The following is a 19,085-nucleotide window of genomic DNA, read 5'->3' on the forward strand; positions in this document are numbered from 1 at the left end:
TAACAGACCGACGCGAAAACAAGTTTCAAGCGCATGCACCGCGATCTTTGCCGCTGTGCAAAGCAAAGCAGCCGCCGCCCCGCACAGGGGCAACGTTAACAGACCGACGCGAAAACAAGTTTCAAGCGCATGCACCGCGATCTTTGCCGCTGTGCAAAGCAAAGCAGCTGCAGCCCCGCCCAGGGGCAACGCTAGCAAACCGCCGCGATCACAAGAAAAGCCCAAAGCGGCAAAGACCCGCGACCTCCCAAACCTCACCCCTTCACAAACTCACCGTCCTTGCGCCGCCACAGCCCGAGCGGATTGCCGTCCGCGAGCGCCTGAGGCAGCAGTTCGGCAGGAAAATCCTGATAACAAACGGGCCGCAAGAACCGCTCCATCGCACTCGTGCCCACCGAAGTCGCGCGGCTATCGGACGTAGCCGGGAACGGGCCACCATGCACCATGGCGTGCGCGACTTCCACGCCGGTCGGGAACCCGTTCACGAGCAGGCGGCCGGCCTTGCGCTCGAGAATCGGCACGAGGCGCATGGCAGTGGGCACGTCGTCGCGGTCCATCTGAATCGTCGCGGTGAGCTGGCCCGCGAAATGCTCCGCCACGGCGAGCAGCTCGGCTTCGTCCTTGCAGCGCACGAGCGTCGAAGCCGGCCCAAACACTTCATCTTCCAGGGTCGGCTGCGCGAGGAACGTTTTCGCGTCCGTCACGAAGAGGGCGGCAAACGCCTGGTTCGGTCCGCTCGCCGGCTGGCCTTGTGCGAGCGCGCTCACGCCCACGGTATCGCCAAGGCGGCGCGCGCCTTCCTCATACGCCGCATGGATCCCCGCTGTAAGCATGGTCTGCGCGGGCTTGACGCCCAGCGCCTGCGCCGCCGCCTGCGCAAACTCATCGAGCGCGGGGCCTTCGATGCCGATCGCGAGCCCCGGATTCGTGCAGAACTGCCCCGCGCCCAGCACCAGCGAATCGACGAAGCCCTGCGCGATGGCCGCGCTCCGTGAACCGAGCGCCCCCGGCAGCAGGAAGACGGGATTGATGCTGCTCATCTCCGCGTACACGGGGATCGGCTCGGGACGGTTCGCGGCGATGCGCATGAGCGCCGTGCCGCCCGCGCGCGAGCCGGTGAAGCCCACGGCCTTGATGGCAGGATGCGCAACCAGCGCCTCGCCCACGCTGCGCCCCGCGCCGACGATCAGCGAGAACACGCCCTCGGGCAGCCCCATGTCCTTGACGGCTTGCTGGATCACGCGGCCCACCATCTCCGAAGTGCCGAGGTGCGCTCCATGCGCCTTCACGACGACCGGGCAGCCCGCCGCCAGCGCCGCGGCCGTGTCGCCGCCCGCCACCGAAAACGCGAGCGGGAAGTTGCTCGCGCCGAATACGGCAACCGGGCCGAGCGCCACCTTCTGCAGACGCAGCTCGGCTCGCGGCAGCGGCTTGCGATCGGGCAGGGCGGAGTCGAGCGTGGGCGTGAGCCACAGGCCCTGGCGCACTTCCTGCGCGAACAGCTTGAGCTGGCCCACGGTGCGGCCGCGCTCGCCTTCCAGGCGTGCCTTGGGCAAGCCAGTTTCGGCGTGGGCGCGCTCGGTGAGCGCGTCCCCGAGCGCCGCAATGCCATCGGCGATGCGCTCAAGGAACTCGGCGCGCTCGTCGAGGGGCAGCGTGCGGTAGGCATCGAATGCCGCCGCGGCCAGCTTGCAGGCCGCGTCGACGTCGGCGGCCGTGCCGCTGCCGAAGGCCGGTGCGGGAATCGCTTCGCCGGTGGCTGGGTTGAAAGCCGTGAGGGGCTTTTCCGTGCCGCGCACCGCGCGGCCTCCAATGAGCATGTCGCCAGTGATTTGCATGTCGTCTCCGAACTTTCGTGCGGTTGAGTTAAGTCATCGTACAACCATCGTACTTCAGATCATCCCCGGCGAAAACCCCGTCGCTCCTTTTTTCGCACCGGGAAGCGCGCCGAGTGCGCCGTAGCGAGGACATCGGGTATGATTCACGTTCCGGAACAGGGTAAACGCGACGTTGGCTGTGGCGACGGACCTGTCTAGAATGTCATCAGACAACGTACCACAATCGATCCAAACCGCGCGCTACCGGAGCGCCCACAGGAGACAACCGCGATGTCCGCCCCCGCCAACCCTTATGAAGACCTGCTGGAGTCGGCCAGCGCCAAGGTTTTGCGGCACGTGCTGCCGCTCTTCCTCATCATGTTCATCGCGAACTATATCGACCGTGTGAACGTAGGCTTTGCCGGTGCGCACATGAAGGCCGATATCGGCCTTTCGGCGGCCGCCTACGGGTTGGGCGCGGGTCTTTTCTTCGTCGGCTATGCACTCTTCGAAGTGCCTTCCAACATCCTCATGCAAAGGTACGGCGCGCGCGCCTGGCTCACGCGCATCATGGGCACCTGGGGCCTCGTGGCGGCCGCCATGGCGTTCGTGCACAACGATACGTCGTTCTACGTGCTGCGCTTTCTGCTCGGCGTCGCCGAAGCGGGCTTCTTTCCCGGCGTAATCTACTACTTCGCGCAATGGCTGCCGCAAAAGGAACGCGGCAAGGCGGCGGCGGTGTTCCTCGCGGGCTCGGCGTTCGCCTCGGTGCTCTCCGGCCCCGTCACGGGCGCCCTGCTTTCCGTGCGCGGCCTCGGTCTTGCCGGCTGGCAGTGGATGTTCCTCATCGAAGGCGGCTTCTCCATCGTGCTGTGCGGCGTGAGCTGGGTCTTCCTGAAGTCGCGCATTCGCGACGCGCACTGGCTCACGAGCGACGAGCAGGGCGCACTCGAAACGTATCTCGCGCGCGAGCAGGCCGAGCGCGAAGCCGCGACGGGCGCGCACGTGCCGGTGCTGCGTCTCCTCAAAGACCCGCAGATCGTGCTGTTCTGCTTCCTCTATTTCGCGATCCAGCTCACGATCTACGCGGCCACGTTCTGGCTACCCACCATCATCCGCAAGATGGGCGACCTCACCGACTTCCAGGTGGGTCTCTACAACGCGATTCCCTGGATGATCGCCATCGTCGCGATGTACTGCTTCGCATTGCTTTCGGCAAAGTACCGCTTCCAGCAGGCGTGGCTCGCTCTCGCGCTCGTGATTGCCGCATGCGGTCTGTTCGCTTCGACCTCCGCGAACCCGGTGTTCTCGTTCGTGGCGATCTGCTTCTCGGCCATCGGCTTCAAGGCGGCTTCCTCGCTGTTCTGGCCGATGCCACAAGGCTATCTCGACGCCCGCGTGGCCGCCGCCGTGATCGCGCTCATCAATTCGCTCGGCAACCTGGGCGGTTTCTTCGCGCCGGCCACGTTCGGCTATCTCCAGCAGCATACGGGCTCGATTGCGGGCGGGCTCTACGGCCTCGGCGTGACCTCGCTGATCGCCGCCGCCGCCGCGTTCCTTGCCCGCAACAAGCCGTCGCGCCGCGCCTTCACCGAAGAATCGGTCCAGAGCGGCGCGCTCTGAGTCCGCGTTGAGCGCCACCGTCAATCGAGAAGGAATCGCCCACCATGAACCAGCCGAACCCCGCGCGCTTCTTCGTCTACGTCGCGAACTCGAAAGACGGCGATATCAGCGTGTTCCATCTGGATGCCCGGAGCGGCGCGCTTACGGCGCACGCCCGTGTGGCCGCGCAGGACAACGTCATGCCGATGGCGCTTTCGCCCGATCGCCCCCTGATCTATGCGGCCACGCGCGGTGCGGACAAGCGAGTGAACGAGTATGCGATCGATGCGCAGACCGGTGCCCTCTCGCCCCGCGCGAACGCGCCGATCGCATCGAGCCTTGCGTATCTGTGCGCGGAACCGCGTGGACGCTTCCTTTTGGGCGCTTCGTACGGCGAGCATCGCGTGAGCCTGTATCGCCTTGCGGACGTTGAGAGCGGCAAGGGCGAGCCGCTGCAGGTGATCGGCGATATCGGGCACGCGCACGCGGTGATCGTTTCCGCCGATGGGCGTTTCGCGTATGCGTCGTCTCTTGGCAGCGACCGCGTGTTCTGTTTCGCGCTGGAAGACGAGGGGCGCCTCACCGAAATCGGCACGGTAGATCTTGGCGCGGGCTTCGGTCCGCGGCATCTGCGCTTTTCGCCCAACGGCGACGTGCTCTACGTGCTGAGCGAATTCCGCGCGACGGTGGCGTCTTTCTCGCGCGACGCTGCTTCGGGCCAACTCGCGGCGCTGCACGTCTCGCCGCGCGCCGCCGATTTCGCGCATCTGAACGACGGTTTTGCGCGCCCGAGCCCCACGGACCCCGTGCAGCCCGATCCTGCGGTGCTCGCGAAGCTCGTCTGGGCGGCCGAAATTCACGTCTCGCCCGACGGCCGTTTCGTCTACGTGTCCGAGCGCACGACGAGCCGCCTGCTCACGCTGCGCGTCGTGCAAAACGGAGCGCAGGTCGGCGCACTCGAATGCGTGGCGACGACGCCGACCGAAACGCAGCCGCGCGGCTTTCGCATCGACCCGACCGGCCGCTTTCTGGTGGCGTGCGGAGAGAAGTCGCAGCACGTCTCGGTCTACGCAATCGATGCCGCCAGCGGCGCGCTCACGCCCGTCTCGCGCGCCGAGGGCGGCCATGGCGCGAACTGGGTGGAGATCGTCGCCGCCGATGCCGCGCAGTTCTGATCGACCATTTGAATCCAGAGGGCGCAGCGCGCGCCGCACTTTTACAGGTAATACGTTCATGTCTACACAAACCGATCTACCGAACGCGACGCCCGTCGTGACCGAACTGCGCGTCGTGCCCGTGGCGGGCCGCGACAGCATGCTGCTGAACCTCTCCGGCGCGCACGGCCCGTTCTTCACGCGCAACGTCGTGCTGCTGCGCGACAGCGCGGGCAACACCGGTATCGGCGAAGTGCCGGGCGGCGAGGCGATCCGCAAGACACTCGAAGACGCGCGTGCGTTCGTGTTGGGCCAGTCCATCGGCAATCTGCAGGCGGTGCTCAACACCGTGCGCAAACAGTTCGCCGATCGCGACTCGGGCGGTCGCGGCCTGCAGACGTTCGACCTGCGCACCACGATTCACGCGGTCACGGCGCTCGAAGCCGCGCTTCTCGATCTGCTTGGCCAGCATCTGAACGTGCCCGTTGCCGCATTGCTCGGCGAAGGCCAGCAGCGCAGCGAAGTGGAAATGCTCGGTTACCTGTTCTTCATCGGCGACCGCAACAAGACCAACTTGCCGTACGCGAGCGGCGCCGACGGCCGCGACGACTGGGAGTGCCTGCGCACCGAAGAAGCGATGACGCCCGAAGCCGTCGTGCGTCTCGCAGAAGCCGCGCACGCGCGCTACGGGTTCAACGACTTCAAGCTCAAGGGCGGCGTGCTGGCGGGCGACGCGGAAATGGAGGCAGTCACGGCGCTGGCCGAGCGCTTCCCGCAAGCGCGCGTGACGCTCGACCCGAACGGCGCGTGGTCGCTCGCCGAGGCGGTGCGCCTGTGCCGCGACAAGCACGATGTGCTCGCGTACGCGGAAGACCCGTGTGGCGCGGAAAACGGTTACTCGGGCCGCGAAGTGATGGCCGAATTCCGCCGCGCCACGGGCCTGCCCACGGCCACCAACATGATCGCGACCGACTGGCGGCAGATGGGTCACGCCATTCAACTGCAAAGCGTGGATATTCCGCTCGCCGACCCGCACTTCTGGACCATGCAAGGGTCGGTGCGTGTGGCGCAGATGTGCAACGACTGGGGCCTCACCTGGGGCTCGCATTCGAACAATCACTTCGACATTTCGCTCGCCATGTTCACCCATGTGGCCGCCGCGGCGCCCGGCAAGATCACGGCGATCGACACGCACTGGATCTGGCAGGACGGCCAGCGGCTCACGCGCGAGCCGCTGCAGATCGTGGGCGGCAAGGTGCAGGTGCCGCAAAAGCCCGGTCTCGGCATCGACATCGACATGGACGCGCTGGAGAAGGCGCACGCGCTCTACAAGGAGCACGGCCTCGGCGCGCGCGACGACGCGATCGCCATGCAGTACCTCGTTCCCAACTGGACATTCGACAACAAGCGTCCGTGCCTCGTGCGCTGAACGCCCACTTCAACTCAACGTCTTTATTGACCTGACAACAGGATTCAAGACCATGACCACGCCGCAAGAACTCAAGCAAATCGTTTCCGAAGGACTGCTTTCGTTTCCCGTGACCGACTTCGACGCGCAAGGCAACTTCCGCGCGAATACCTACGCCGAGCGCCTGGAATGGCTGGCGCCTTATGGCGCGAGCGCGCTGTTCGCGGCGGGCGGCACCGGTGAATTCTTCTCGCTCACGAAGAGCGAATACTCGCAGGTCATCAAGACGGCCACCGAAACCTGCAAGGGCAAGGTGCCGATTCTCGCGGGCGCGGGCGGCGCCACGCGCGTGGCCATCGAGTACGCACAGGAAGCGGAACGCAACGGTGCGCAGGGCATCCTGCTGCTGCCGCACTACCTCACGGAAGCCTCGCAGGAAGGGATTGCCGCGCACGTCGAGCAGTTCTGCAAAGCCGTGCCGAAGATGGGCGTGATCGTCTACAACCGCGCGAACTCGAAGCTCAACGCCGACATGCTCGAACAGCTCGCGGACCGCTGCGAAAACCTGATCGGTTTCAAGGACGGCGTGGGCGAGATCGAGGCGATGGTGACGATCCGCCGCCGCCTCGGCGACCGCTTCTCCTACCTGGGCGGCCTGCCCACGGCCGAAGTCTACGCCGCCGCGTACAAGGCGCTGGGCGTGCCCGTGTATTCGTCGGCTGTGTTCAACTTCATTCCGAAGACGGCCATGGACTTCTACCGCGCGATTGCCGCCGACGACCACGCGACGGTGGGCAAGCTCATCGACGAATTCTTCCTGCCGTATCTCGCCATTCGCAATCGCCGCGCGGGCTACGCCGTGAGCATCGTGAAGGCTGGCGCGAAGCTCGTGGGCCACGACGCAGGCCCGGTGCGCGCGCCGCTCACGGACCTCACCGAAGAAGAAATGGCGCAGCTCGACGTGCTGATCAAGAAGCTCGGCGCGCAGTAACGCGCCATGTATGTGCGCGGGGCAGCCCGCGCATCGCATCGCTTCGAAGAGGGCCCGCCAGGGCCCTCTTCGTTCGTGCGTTCAGTGTGCGCTCAGGTCTGGTCGGCTGCGTCGGCGAACAGATCGAGATTGGCGCGCTCGGACTTGCGCGGACGGCGCGCGCCCCGCGCGGTCTTTTCGCGGCGCGGCTTGCCGAACACCTGGTCGGGCGTGAAGCCGAATTCGGCGATCGCTGCGCGCACGCTGGCCAGCGCTTCATGCGCCGCCTCGGCGCGCGCCGCTTCGATGCGCTCGTCGAGTTCGCGCTTCTGGGCGAGCAATTCGCGGTAGGTTGCCATCGGGAAATCTTGTCGAGTGAAAACGAGCCGCTGATTTTACGCGCTGCGCGGGTTTGGCGTGGGGTTTCGGGCGTTCGTTTGGCGCCAGCAGGGCCGCGAGCCACGTGACCCGCGCGCGGGCGCACGCACCGAAGCGGACCAACGCTTGCGGCCGCTCGCCATGCAGCGCAGTGCAACTTCGGACATACTTCCCGTTTGCCTTACCTCCCTCGCAAGCCGATCACGCAGATGGAAAAGAACCGACTCGAAGCGTTCAGCGATGGCGTGCTCGCCATCATCATCACCATCATGGTGCTGGAACTCAAGGTGCCGCACGGCGAAGACCTCGCCGCGCTCGCGCCGCTCTGGCCGGTCTACCTGAGCTACGTGCTGAGCTTCATCTACGTGGGGATCTACTGGAACAACCATCATCACATGATGCACGCCGCGCGCCGCGTGAACGGCTCGGTGCTCTGGGCGAACCTGCATCTGCTGTTCTGGCTTTCACTGCTGCCGTTCACCACCGGCTGGATGGGCGAAAACCACTTCGGGCGCTGGCCCACTGCGCTCTACGGCATCAACCTGCTGCTCTGCGCGGTTGCTTATGCCCTGCTGCAATTCGTGCTCGTGCGCTATCACGGCACGCAAAGCCCGCTTGCGATTGCGCTGGGCAACGACATCAAGGGCAAGATATCGCCGGTGCTCTATCTTGCGGGCTCTGCGCTCGCGGCGCTCGGCTATCCGCTGATGGGCGCGATTTTCTACTTCGTCGTCGCGCTGCTCTGGTTCGTGCCCGACAAGCGCATGGAGCGGCTAGCCATGGCCTCGGGCGAACACAAGGAAGAGTAGGGAACATCGAGGGCCGGCGCTCGCGCAACCGGCCCATCAATCTACCTCGCGATCACGTCGTCGTCAGCCTGCCATATGCTTGCGCTGGGCCAGTTCCTTCGCCCTGGCGATGTCGGCCTGGATCACGGGCAGACCTTCCGTGGCGGCCTTCTTCAGACCCGCGTCACGGCCCGAGGCGATCTCCGCCTGGAACGCCGAGAGTGTTTTCTGCTGACCGGCGAGCGCGACCTGCTCGATATACGTCTTGTCGAATTCCGCGCCACGCAAGTTGTTGATGCTGGCCAGCACTGCGGCATCGGGATCGTTGCGCGGCACATCCACGCCGCGCGGGCTCGCGGCGCGCATCGAGTCCGAGAGCTTCGTATAGTCGGCGACCAGTTTCTCCGCGAAGGCCTTCACTTCGCGGTCGGTCGAGCGCGAGTTGGCAATGCGCGCTGCATCGCGCTGCGTGGCCACGGTCTGCGTGCCGTCGGCGATGAACGCCTTGTCGGCGGCATGCAGCTTGACCGTTTCGGCCGGGGCAGCGGCGGATGCCGTTGCCAACGGCGCGGGAGTCTGCGCATGGGCGTTCAGCGCAACGGCGCAAAGGCTGGCGGCCGAAGCCGTGATGAGCGAGGCAAGCGAGAGGCGAGTCATGTGAACTCCTTTCTGCGTAGTTGGTATCAGTTGGTATCGATTGCACGCGCCGCGTCGCACGTCGTGCAGCTCTCGGTGCGGACTTGCGCGGGACCGTCGTGGCGTGGCGCCTTGCTGCTCAACGGTCTGAGGAATTCTAGGAACTCGCCCGCGCTTCAGGTGAAACCATTGCTGCGCTTGTGTAACGGTTGGTAAGTACGCGACCGGCAAGACGAGCAATGCCCGCACTGACGACGACGACCTTCCGCCGATCAAATTTTCAGAATGAAAGGAAGGCGCCGAACGTTCGTATATTGATCGTTCAATTAACTTAAAGCCCTGTGGGGACTTGCCTGCTGGGATCGCTTGTCGCTTCTGCGCAATTGCTCGTCGCAATTGCTACGTTAGTCCGCTTTTTGCCGGACAACTATTCCTCATGAGACTTCATGGCGTTTTGATGCGCCTGACCTTGCGACGCAGTTCGATTCCTGAGGAGATGACGATGTGCCGATTCCCCCTGCAGCAGACAGGCGCGCTCGCGTGCGCCGCATTCCTTTGCGCCAGCGCGTACGCAGCCGATCCCGCCGCGTGCAAGGACGTGCGGTTCGCGGACGTGGGCTGGACCGATATCGCGGCGACTACGGGCGTGGCATCGACCATTCTCGGCGCACTCGGCTATACGCCGACGAAGACGATCGCCTCGGTGCCGATCGCGTTCGCGGGGCTCAAGAGCAAGCAGATCGACGTGTTTCTCGGCTACTGGTCGCCGACCATGGACCCGATGATCGAGCCGTTCACGAAATCGGGCTCCATCAAGGTGCTCTCGACGCCGAATCTCACGGGCGCCAAATACACGCTCGCGGTTCCCGACTACGTCTACCAGGGCGGCCTGAAGTCGTTTCAGGACATCGCGAAGTTCGCGGACAAGCTGCAAGGCCGCATCTACGGCATCGAGCCCGGCAATGACGGCAACGCGCTCATTCAGAAGATGATCGGCGCGAACCAGTACGGCCTCGGCAAGTTCAAGCTCGTCGAATCGAGCGAGGCGGGGATGCTCGTGCAGGTCAACCGCGCCGTTCGCGAGAAGCAATGGATCGTGTTCCTCGGCTGGGAGCCGCATCCGATGAACGTGCAGATGAAGATCGACTATCTCTCGGGCGGCGACGACGTGTTCGGCCCCAACTACGGCGAGGCGCGCGTCCTGACCGCGGAACCGCCCGATTATGCCGCGCGCTGCCCGAACGTCGCGAAGTTCGTCTCGAACCTGCAGTTCACGACCGCCATCGAAAACCATCTGATGGTGCCGATCGCCAACAAGGAGGATCCCAACAAGGCCGCCGCCGACTGGCTGCGCAGCAACCCGCAGGTGCTCGACAACTGGCTGGCCGGCGTCACCACGCTGGACGGCAAGCCGGGCTTACCTGCCGTGCGCGCCTCGCTGGGCGTGAACTGAAACGCCTCGTTCCGCGGTTTGCACCCGCGGAACACCCTATTTGCGCGGCAATTTTGGTTGATTAGCGTTCGAGAGAGGAGGAGGCAGATGGAGCAAGCGGGAATCGGTACGCGCGGCGCACAGGAGAGCGACGCACGCAGTGGTCACGGCCACGCGCTACAGCGCGGCCTAACGTGGAAAGACGCATTCTGGGTCACGAGCGGCGTGCCCGCGGGCGTGCTGTTCACGATCGGCGGCGTTTGTGCAACGATCGGCCAGCCCGCATGGGCGATCTGGATCGCATCGATCACGATGGGCCTCGTGCAAAGCGCGACTTACGCCGAGATTTCAGGGCTCTTTCCGCACAAGTCGGGCGGTGCTTCGGTATACGGCGCAATCGGCTGGGTCCGCTACAGCAAGATGATCGCGCCGGTTTCCGTGTGGTGTAACTGGCTCGCGTGGTCGCCCATGCTCGCGCTCGGTTGCGGGCTCGCCGCGAACTACGCGCTCGCCACGCTGTTCCCGCCCGAGGCGGCCATCATGCAGTGGCACTGGACGCTCGCAAATCTGGACTTCATCAAGCCGGGCCTCACCCTTCGCATCAACGCGACGTTCCTGATCGCCGCGGCCTTCCTGCTGATTACGTTCAGGCTTCAGCACAGCGGGGCTTCGAAGGCGGCGAAAACGCAGAAGATTCTCGGCATCGCATCGCTCACGCCGTTGTTGATCGTCGGCCTCGTGCCCTTCATCACCGGCGATGTGCCTGCCAAACATCTTTTTCCGCTGCTGCCGCTCGGGCACGACGCGCAAGGCAATCTCACCGCTTCGGTATTCGGCGCGTGGAATGGCAAGGGCGTCGTCATGGCGCTGGGCGCGATGTTCATGGCCGGCTGGGCGTCATACGGATTCGAAACGGCGGTGTGCTACACGCGTGAGTTTCGCGACCCGCGGCGCGATACGGCAAGGGCGATCTTCTGGTCCGGCGCGCTTTGCCTCGTCGTCATGACGCTCGTCCCGCTCGCGTTCCAGGGGGCGCTCGGCACGCCGATGATGCTCGATCCGCGCATCGGCGACGGTACGGGCGTGGGCACCGCCATGGCGGCGATGGTGGGCGGCGGCGCGTGGGTGGGCAATGCCGTGGTGGTGATGCTGATGCTCTCCATTCTCCTGATCGTGATGACGTCGATGATGGGTTCGTCGCGCACGCTCTATCAGGCTTCGGTGGACGGCTGGCTGCCGCGCTACCTCTCGCGCGTGAACGAGCACGGGGCGCCGACGGCGGCGATGTGGACCGATCTCGGATTCAATCTCGTTCTGCTCGGCATGTCGGATTACATGACGGTGCTGTCGATCTCGAACGTCTGCTACATGTTGTTCGTTTTCCTGAATTTGCAGTCGGGGTGGATTCATCGCATGGACCGTGGCACATGGGCGCGCCCGTTCCGCTGTCCGACATGGCTGCTCGCGCTGGGTGCGCTCTTCGGTTATGCGAACCTGGTATTCGTCGGCGCTGGCGCGAATCTGCAAGGCGAGGGGACGTTGCGCGATGGCCTCATCGCCATGCTGCTGATCGTGCCAGTCTTCGCTTTCCGGCACTACTGGCAGGATCGCGGACGGTTTCCGGCGGGCAGTGCGCTCGATATGGAAGTGAGCGTGCCGCAGCGCAGCCAGTGGCTGAATCTTGCGCCCTACGGCGCCCTGGTCGCGGCGGGGATCACGATCGCGGTTTCGCACTGGCTGGCTGCATCGGTCTGAGTTTGCTTCAGTGTTGGCGGCATCATGTGGGCAGCAATGCTTGCATGGTGCCGTTTTTTTATTTGCAGCTTCGGCAATGTTGGCATGAAAAAAAGCCAGCTCGTCGCGCGAATCATCGCGCTCCGATGCTGGCTAACACAGATGAACTTTTGAACCGCCGTTTAGACCGCCTTTTAGACCGTCACACTACGCGAGCGCTGCTTGACCGCACCTGAGCCGACCTCGCCGTCTCCCGAGAAACCCGTCCCCCGCGCCGCCGCCCCGTTCGCCACATAGTAATCGGCTGTCGAACGCGCCAGCGCCTCTCGCCCGCGAATGCGGTCCGCGATCTTCTCCGCGATCATGATCGTCGGCGCATTGAGGTTGCCGGTGATGATGCGCGGCATGATCGACGCATCCACCACGCGCAGACCATCGACGCCGTGCACGCGGCCTTCGCCGTCCACCACGGCCATGTCGTCGTAGCCCATCGCGCACGAACAGGAAGGGTGATAAGCGGTTTCCGCGCGGTTGCGCACGAAGGCATCGATCTCCGCATCGGTCTTGAGCGCCGCACCGGGGTTCAGCTCGCGCCCGCGAAAGCGATCGAGCGCGGGCTGCGCAATGATCTCGCGCGTGATACGGATCGCGTCGCGGAACTCGCGCCAGTCGAGCGCCTCGGCCATGTAGTTGAAGAGGATCGACGGATGCTGGCGCGGGTCGCGCGAGCGCAGCTTCACGCGCCCACGGCTCGGCGAGCGCATGGACCCCACGTGCGCCTGGAAGCCGTGCATCTTGATCGCGTTGCTGCCGTTGTAATTGATCGCGACAGGCAGGAAGTGATACTGGAGGTTCGGCCACGGATCGTCGTCGCGCGTGCGGATAAAGCCGCCCGCCTCGAAATGATTGCTGGCGCCGATGCCGGTGCCGCGCAACATCCATTCGATGCCGATGGCCGGCTGATTGCGCATCAGAAGCGCAGGGTAGAGCGAGACCGGCTCCTTGCACTCGTACTGCATGTACATTTCCAGGTGATCCTGAAGATTCTGCCCAACGCCGGGCAGATCTATCACGACGGGAATGTCGAGTTCGCGCAGCCACGCGCCCGGCCCAACGCCTGAGCGCTGCAGGATCTGCGGCGAGGCGATCGCGCCCGCGCACAGCAGCACTTCGCGGCGCGCATAGCGCGTCACGCGTGCGGGGCCGTCGAGAAAGACCACGCCGTGCGCACGCTTGCCGCTGAACAGAATGCGGTCGGTCACGGCGTGCGTGACGATGTCGATGTTCGGCCGATGCTTTGCCTGATCCAGATAGCCGCGCGCGGTGCTGGCGCGCCGGCCTTTCGCGGTGACGGTGCGATCCATCGGCCCAAAGCCTTCCTGGCGGTAGCCGTTGAGATCATCGGTGCGTGCGTAGCCCGCCTGCACGCCTGCCTCGATCATCGCCTCGAACAGCGGGTTCACGCCGGGCTTGCTCGTCGTCACGTGTACGGGACCCTCGCCGCCGTGATAGTCGTTCGCGCCGATGTCGCGCGTTTCGGCCTTGCGGAAATAGGGCAGGCAGTCCAGATAGCTCCAGTTCTCGAGCCCTTTGCGCTCTGCCCAGCAGTCATAATCGAGCGCGTTGCCGCGGATGTAGCACATGCCGTTGATGAGCGACGAGCCGCCGAGCCCCTTGCCGCGCCCGCACTCCATGCGCCGGTTGTTCATGTGCGGCTCGGGGTCGGTCTCGTAGGCCCAGTTGTAGCGGCGCCCCTGCAATGGGAACGCGAGCGCCGCGGGCATTTGCGTGCGGAAATCGAAGCGGTAGTCGGGGCCGCCCGCTTCGAGCAGCAGCACCGTCGTGTCGCGATCTTCGGTGAGGCGCGCGGCAAGCACATTGCCCGCCGATCCCGCGCCGATGATGATGTAGTCGTACTCTTGCGCTGCCATGCAGGACTCCCTCAGAAAACGGGCTGATACGGTCCCAGTTCCACCTGGACGGATTTGATGCGCGTGTAGTGCTCGAGCGTCGTGATGCCGTTCTCGCGCCCCACGCCGGACTGCTTGTAGCCGCCCACGGGCATTTCGGCGGGCGACTCGCCCCACGTGTTGATCCAGCAGATGCCGGCTTCGAGCCGGTGAATCACGCGATGCGCGCGCGAGAGATTTTCGGTCACGACACCGGCGGCGAGCCCGTAAAGCGTTTCGTTGGCGCGCGCGATCACTTCGGTTTCGTTGGCGAAAGCGAGGATGCTCATCACGGGACCAAAGATTTCCTCGCGCACGATCCGCATGTCGTCCCGGCAGCCGGAAAACACCGTGGGCTGCACGTATTGGCCGCGCGCGAAATCGCCTTGCGTGAGGCGCGCGCCGCCTGCGATCAGCCGCGCGCCTTCACGTTTGCCGCTCTCGATGTAGCCGAGCACCTTGTCGAGTTGAGCGGCACTCGCGAGGGGCCCGAAGTTGGTCTCGGGATCGGCCGGGTTGCCCACGCGAATGCGCTTCACGCGTTCGAGCACGCGCGCCTCGAACGCCGCGATCACCGATTGATGAACGAACACCCGCGTGCCGTTGGTGCACACCTGGCCCGCGCTGAAGAAGTTGGCGGTCACGGCGATATCGGCGGCGCGGTCGAGGTCGGCGTCTTCGAAGACGATGAGCGGCGACTTGCCGCCCAGTTCCATCGTGACTTCCTTGAGCGTGGAGCCGCCCGCTGCCGCCATGACCTTCTTGCCCGTTTCGACGCCGCCCGTGAACGAAATCTTCTCGATGCCGGGATGCATGCTCAGCATCGCGCCGACGCGGCCGTCGCCGTGGACCACGTTGAACACGCCTGGCGGCACGCCTGCCTCGACGTAAATCTCCGCGAGCTTCGAAGCCGAGAGCGGCGTGATTTCGCTGGGCTTGAAGATCATCGCGTTGCCGGCGGCGAGCGCCGGCGCCGATTTCCAGCAGGCGATCTGGATCGGGTAGTTCCATGCGCCGATGCCGGCCGTCACGCCCAGCGGCTCGCGCCGTGTGTAGACGAAAGACGTTTCGCGCAGCGGGATCTGCTGGCCTTCGAGCGCGGGCGCGAGGCCCGCGTAGTACTCGATCACGTCGGCGCCCGTGACGATGTCGACGGCGCGCGTTTCGGCGATCGGTTTGCCGGTGTCGCTGGTTTCGAGGGCTGCGAGTTCGTCGTTGCGCGCGCGCAGCAGGTCGACCGCGCGCCTCAACACGCGCGAGCGCTGCATGGCCGTCATGGCGGCCCAGGCGCGCTGGCCGGTTCGGGCCGATTCCACGGCGCGGTCGATATCGGCGGCGCTCGCGTGCTGCACGGTGGCGAGCTTCGCGCAGGTGGCGGGATCGTAGGTGTCGAAGGTTTCGCCGCTGGTGGCGTCGGTGTAGCCGCCGTCGATGAAAAGGCGTTGCACGGGAAAGAGGGACATCGAAGTGACTCCGGGCCGGATTATCAGGACGACTTGCCCGAGCGCGCTTTGGTGCGCGCTTCGAGAAGCAGGTCGATGTAGTCGTTGGCCACGCGCAGCGCGGCCTTCGTGTCGAACGGTTCGCCCGTGAGCGCGCCGCGCAGCCAGAGGCCGTCGATCAGCGCGGCGAGGCCGCTCGCGGCGCGCCGGGCGGCCGCGGCGGGCAGCACCTTCTCGAACTCCGCGCACAGGTTCGAATGAAGCCGCCGCGTGTTGACGCGCTGCAGGCGGCGCAGCGCGGGCTGATGCATGCTCTCGGCCCAGAACGCGAGCCACGTCTTCATGACGGGCGCGTTCACCTGCGAGACGTCGAAATTGGCCGCGACGATGGCGCGCAAGCGCGCGCGCGGCTCGTCCTTCGCGGCGAGGCGCCGGCGCACGGTCGCCTCCCAGAGGTCGTGAAGCACGTGGCGCATGGTGGCCTCGAGCAGGCCGTCCTTGCCGCCGAAATAGTGGCTCACGATGCCGGTGGAGATTTTCGCGTGCTGCGCGACGGTTGCCAGCGTCGTGCCGGAGAGACCCGACTGGTCGATTGACTGCAGGGTGGCGTCGATGAGTTGCGCGCGACGCACATCGCGCATTCCGATCTTGGGCATGGTGGTTCAAGGTGCTTCCAGGAAGGGTTTCACTCTAGGCATTTTTTATTGAATGTTCAATCAATAAAAGCGGCCACGCGGCGGGGCTGACGCTTTTTGGACATTCCGCGTCGGATTCCCGATGATCGCGCGGCCGGAACGCCTCCCGAAGCCCGTCCCATAACGGATTGCGCCTTTTTTTCAGGGGTTTTCTTGCCGGGTGCGTGTCGCGTTAGCGCCAGCGCGTGTCGTGTCTGCGCAAGTCCATGGAGATTTGGACTTGTACGTTTTGATCCACCGCGCAGTGCGCCACGCGTATGCGGCGCGGCCCGACAACCTGAATCGCGAGAAAAGTGAGACCCGACACCATGAAGAAACCGAATGCGATGGCACTGAGCGGTATGACGCTGGCATTGGCTGCTGTCTCGAACGTGAGCCATGCCCAAAGCAGCGTGACGTTGTACGGGATCATCGACGCAGGCGTGACCTACGTGAGCAACGCAGGCGGCTCGCACCAGGTGAAGTTCGACGACGGCATCGCGCAGGCGAACCGCTGGGGCCTCAAGGGCACCGAGGACCTGGGCGGCGGGTTGAAGGCCGTGTTCCAGCTGGAAAGCGGTTTTCATCTCGGCAACGGACAAATTGCCAACGGCGGCTCGCTGTTCGGTCGCATCGCTTATGTCGGACTCCAGAACGATTGGGGTGCAGTCACGTTCGGCAATCAGGCCGACATGACGCAGGAGTTCGTCTACCTCTACAACGTCACGGCCTGGGCGAGCGGCTATGCGATCAACCAGGGCGACTTCGACCGCATGAACGGCGACCACTTGCCGAACGCCGTGAAGTTCATGTCGAACACCTTCGGCGGATTCCAGTTCGGCGGCATGTATTCGTTCAGCAACACGCCCGGCGAGTTTCATACCGGCAGTGCGTGGAGCGTGGGCGCGCAGTACCAGAACGGTCCGTTCGCGATGGGCACCGCGTACACGCAGTTGAACAACCCCTCGGGCATCTACGCGTTCGACCCGTACAACATGATCGGCGTGCGCACGTTCTTCGGGCGGCCCACCGTGAGCGTCGATCCGGCAACGGGCGCCGTCACTTCGCTCTATTCGGAAACGCCGTTCCCCGTGGACAAGCAGGCCACCTTCGGCGTGGGCGCGAGCTATGCGATCGGCGATGTCACGCTGATGGGCGCCTTCACCTACACGCAGATCAAGGCGTTCGGCACGAGCGAGCACATGCAGGTCGGCGAAGGCGGCGCCAACTGGCAGGTCACGCCGGCGTTGAGCGTGGCGGGCGGCTACCAGTACACGCATTTCGACGGCCACCACTGGAACCAGCTTTCGGCGGGCATGCATTACCTGCTTTCGAAGCGCACGGACGTCTACATCTCGGGCGACTGGCTCAGGGCCTCGCAGGGCGTGGATGCCGTGATCGGCTACAGCTTCACGCCCTCTTCGACCACGACCCAGGCCGACGTGCGCGTCGGCCTGCGGCATTCGTTCTGAACGCGCGGGCGGTTTGCACCGCATAACTTAGGGAAAACACGGGTAAAGCTCCGGCACAGCGCGCGCCGGAGGCGCCCGGCGCCCCGGCTGGCGGGGCCGTCCAACGGCGATGGCGTTTTTGTTCTATCGGCGCACACGGCCTCTTTGGTCTACTGGCACTCAACCTCACCAATGCGCAGAGCGCCAAGGGAAGTCAGATGAACGTCAGCGTTTTCGACCTGTTCAAGATCGGAATCGGTCCGTCCAGCTCGCATACGGTCGGCCCGATGGTCGCCGCGTGCCGTTTCGTGTCCCATGTCGAGGACGCCAATCTGCTCGCCTTCGTGCGCCGCGTGAAAGTGGAGCTGTACGGCTCGCTCGGCGCCACGGGCAAGGGCCACGGCACCGACAAGGCCGTGCTGCTCGGCCTGGAGGGCAATCTGCCCGACGCGATCGATCCCGACCAGATCGAGCCGCGCCTCGCCGCCATCCGCAGCGAAAAGTCGCTCGTCCTGCTCGGCAAGCAGGCGATCCGCTTCGACGAGAAGGAGTGCATCGGCTTCTATCGCAAGACGATGAGCGGCGCGCACACGCTGCATCCCAACGGCATGCGCTTTCAGGCCTTCGACGAGAACGGCCAGCTGCTCGTCGAAAAGGAGTACTACTCGGTGGGCGGCGGCTTCGTCGTGAACCGCGACGGCGATCGCGTGAACGGCGTGCGTAGCGGGCACGACATGCCTTATCCGTTCCGCACCGGCGACGACTTGCTGCGCGTATGCAGCGAAAGCGGTCTCTCCATCGCGCAGGTGACGCTCGCGAACGAATGCGTGGCGCGCACGCCGGAGGCGGTGCGCGAGGGGCTGCTCGCGATCTGGCGCGCCATGGCGGCGTGCGTCGAGCGCGGCTGCAAGATGCACGGCGAACTGCCGGGCCCGATGCACGTGAAGCGCCGCGCGGCCGACCTCTCGGTGCATCTGCGTTCGCGCTCCGAAGAGTCGCTGCGCGATCCGCTTTCGATGCTCGACTGGGTCAACCTCTACGCCATGGCCGTGAACGAGGAGAACGCAGCAGGCGGCCGTGTCGTGACGGCGCCCACGAATGGCGCGGCGGGCGTGATTCCCGCGGTGCTGCACTACTACGTGAAGTTCGTCGCGGGCGCGAACGACGAAGGCATCGCCAATTTCCTGCTCACGGCCGCCGCCATCGGCATCATCTACAAGGAAACGGCGTCGATCTCGGGCGCGGAAGTGGGCTGCCAGGGCGAGGTGGGCGTGGCGTGCTCGATGGCCGCCGCGGCGCTCGCAGCCGTGATGGGCGGCACGCCTGAGCAGGTCGAGAACGCCGCCGAGATCGGCATGGAGCACAACCTCGGCATGACCTGCGATCCGGTCGGCGGCCTCGTGCAGATTCCGTGCATCGAGCGCAACGCCATGGGCGCGATCAAGGCGATCAACGCGGCGCGCATGGCGCTCAAGGGCAACGGCCAGCACTACGTCACGCTCGACAACGTCATCAAGACGATGCGCGAAACGGGCGCGGACATGAAGACGAAATACAAGGAGACGTCGCGCGGCGGACTGGCCGTGAACGTCATCGAATGCTAATGCAACGCTAATGGTAACGCGCAACAAGGGGTCTGCGAGATGAGCC

15 protein-coding genes are annotated in these 19,085 nt (G+C 65.1%); 9 read left to right on the forward strand and 6 right to left on the reverse strand.

Annotated elements, in window-relative coordinates:
- Positions 1–254 precede the first annotated feature (254 nt).
- Positions 255–1,838: an aldehyde dehydrogenase (NADP(+)) gene (locus BMI01S_RS32625; protein ID WP_028232558.1), complete on the reverse strand. Its 1,584-nt coding sequence runs from the start codon at positions 1,836–1,838 to the stop codon at positions 255–257.
- 270 nt (positions 1,839–2,108) lie between these two features.
- Here BMI01S_RS32625 and BMI01S_RS32630 point away from each other — a divergent pair, with 270 nt between their 5' ends.
- The 4 genes from BMI01S_RS32630 to kdgD are packed head-to-tail and all read left to right on the forward strand — an operon-like array spanning position 2,109 to position 6,972.
- The gene (locus BMI01S_RS32630; RefSeq protein ID WP_028232557.1) at positions 2,109–3,440 is read left to right on the forward strand and encodes an MFS transporter; all 1,332 of its coding nucleotides are present in this window, start codon (positions 2,109–2,111) and stop codon (positions 3,438–3,440) included.
- 44 nt (positions 3,441–3,484) lie between these two features.
- Complete coding sequence (locus BMI01S_RS32635) at positions 3,485–4,594, forward strand: lactonase family protein (protein ID WP_028232556.1); 1,110 nt, start codon at positions 3,485–3,487, stop codon at positions 4,592–4,594.
- 58 nt (positions 4,595–4,652) lie between these two features.
- The gene (gudD, locus tag BMI01S_RS32640; protein WP_028232555.1) at positions 4,653–6,002 is read left to right on the forward strand and encodes a glucarate dehydratase; all 1,350 of its coding nucleotides are present in this window, start codon (positions 4,653–4,655) and stop codon (positions 6,000–6,002) included.
- A gap of 52 nt (positions 6,003–6,054) precedes the next feature.
- On the forward strand, positions 6,055–6,972 hold the full coding sequence (kdgD, locus tag BMI01S_RS32645) for a 5-dehydro-4-deoxyglucarate dehydratase (RefSeq protein WP_028212528.1): 918 nt from the start codon (positions 6,055–6,057) through the stop codon (positions 6,970–6,972).
- A gap of 92 nt (positions 6,973–7,064) precedes the next feature.
- On the opposite strand, the gene BMI01S_RS32650 is transcribed toward kdgD, so the two are convergent.
- Entirely contained in the window at positions 7,065–7,310 is a 246-nt protein-coding gene (locus BMI01S_RS32650; RefSeq protein ID WP_036019307.1) for an H-NS family nucleoid-associated regulatory protein, read from the reverse strand.
- A 228-nt stretch (positions 7,311–7,538) separates the two neighbouring features.
- Here BMI01S_RS32650 and BMI01S_RS32655 point away from each other — a divergent pair, with 228 nt between their 5' ends.
- On the forward strand, positions 7,539–8,138 hold the full coding sequence (locus tag BMI01S_RS32655; RefSeq protein WP_028212529.1) for a TMEM175 family protein: 600 nt from the start codon (positions 7,539–7,541) through the stop codon (positions 8,136–8,138).
- Positions 8,139–8,201: 63 nt separating this feature from the next.
- On the opposite strand, the gene BMI01S_RS32660 is transcribed toward BMI01S_RS32655, so the two are convergent.
- Positions 8,202–8,774 (reverse strand): DUF4142 domain-containing protein, encoded by a 573-nt coding sequence (locus tag BMI01S_RS32660; RefSeq protein WP_028212530.1) that lies wholly within the window; start codon positions 8,772–8,774, stop codon positions 8,202–8,204.
- Between the two features lie 481 nt (positions 8,775–9,255).
- On the opposite strand from BMI01S_RS32660, the gene BMI01S_RS32665 reads away from it, so the two are divergent.
- Together BMI01S_RS32665 and BMI01S_RS32670 are read left to right on the forward strand one after the other, a co-directional pair.
- Entirely contained in the window at positions 9,256–10,206 is a 951-nt protein-coding gene (locus BMI01S_RS32665) for a choline ABC transporter substrate-binding protein (RefSeq protein ID WP_028232554.1), read from the forward strand.
- An 87-nt stretch (positions 10,207–10,293) separates the two neighbouring features.
- On the forward strand, positions 10,294–11,940 hold the full coding sequence (locus BMI01S_RS32670; RefSeq protein WP_028232553.1) for an APC family permease: 1,647 nt from the start codon (positions 10,294–10,296) through the stop codon (positions 11,938–11,940).
- A gap of 173 nt (positions 11,941–12,113) precedes the next feature.
- Here the strand turns inward: BMI01S_RS32670 and betA are convergent, their stop codons facing one another.
- Genes betA through betI form a run of 3 tightly spaced genes read right to left on the reverse strand, consistent with a single transcriptional unit; the run spans position 12,114 to position 15,966 of the window.
- Entirely contained in the window at positions 12,114–13,850 is a 1,737-nt protein-coding gene (gene betA / locus BMI01S_RS32675; RefSeq protein ID WP_244145467.1) for a choline dehydrogenase, read from the reverse strand.
- A gap of 11 nt (positions 13,851–13,861) precedes the next feature.
- Entirely contained in the window at positions 13,862–15,331 is a 1,470-nt protein-coding gene (betB, locus tag BMI01S_RS32680; protein WP_028212533.1) for a betaine-aldehyde dehydrogenase, read from the reverse strand.
- 23 nt (positions 15,332–15,354) lie between these two features.
- Entirely contained in the window at positions 15,355–15,966 is a 612-nt protein-coding gene (gene betI / locus BMI01S_RS32685) for a transcriptional regulator BetI (protein ID WP_028212534.1), read from the reverse strand.
- Positions 15,967–16,313: 347 nt separating this feature from the next.
- Between betI and BMI01S_RS32690 the strand changes: the two genes are divergently transcribed.
- Positions 16,314–17,456 carry a porin gene (locus BMI01S_RS32690; RefSeq protein WP_028212535.1) on the forward strand — a complete coding sequence of 381 codons (1,143 nt, stop codon included), beginning with the start codon at positions 16,314–16,316 and terminating at the stop codon, positions 17,454–17,456.
- A 197-nt stretch (positions 17,457–17,653) separates the two neighbouring features.
- The gene (locus BMI01S_RS32695) at positions 17,654–19,039 is read left to right on the forward strand and encodes an L-serine ammonia-lyase (protein WP_028212536.1); all 1,386 of its coding nucleotides are present in this window, start codon (positions 17,654–17,656) and stop codon (positions 19,037–19,039) included.
- Positions 19,040–19,085 lie beyond the last annotated feature (46 nt).

The sequence above is a fragment of the Paraburkholderia mimosarum LMG 23256 = NBRC 106338 genome (genome assembly GCF_000739815.1).
Lineage (GTDB): Bacteria > Pseudomonadota > Gammaproteobacteria > Burkholderiales > Burkholderiaceae > Paraburkholderia > Paraburkholderia mimosarum.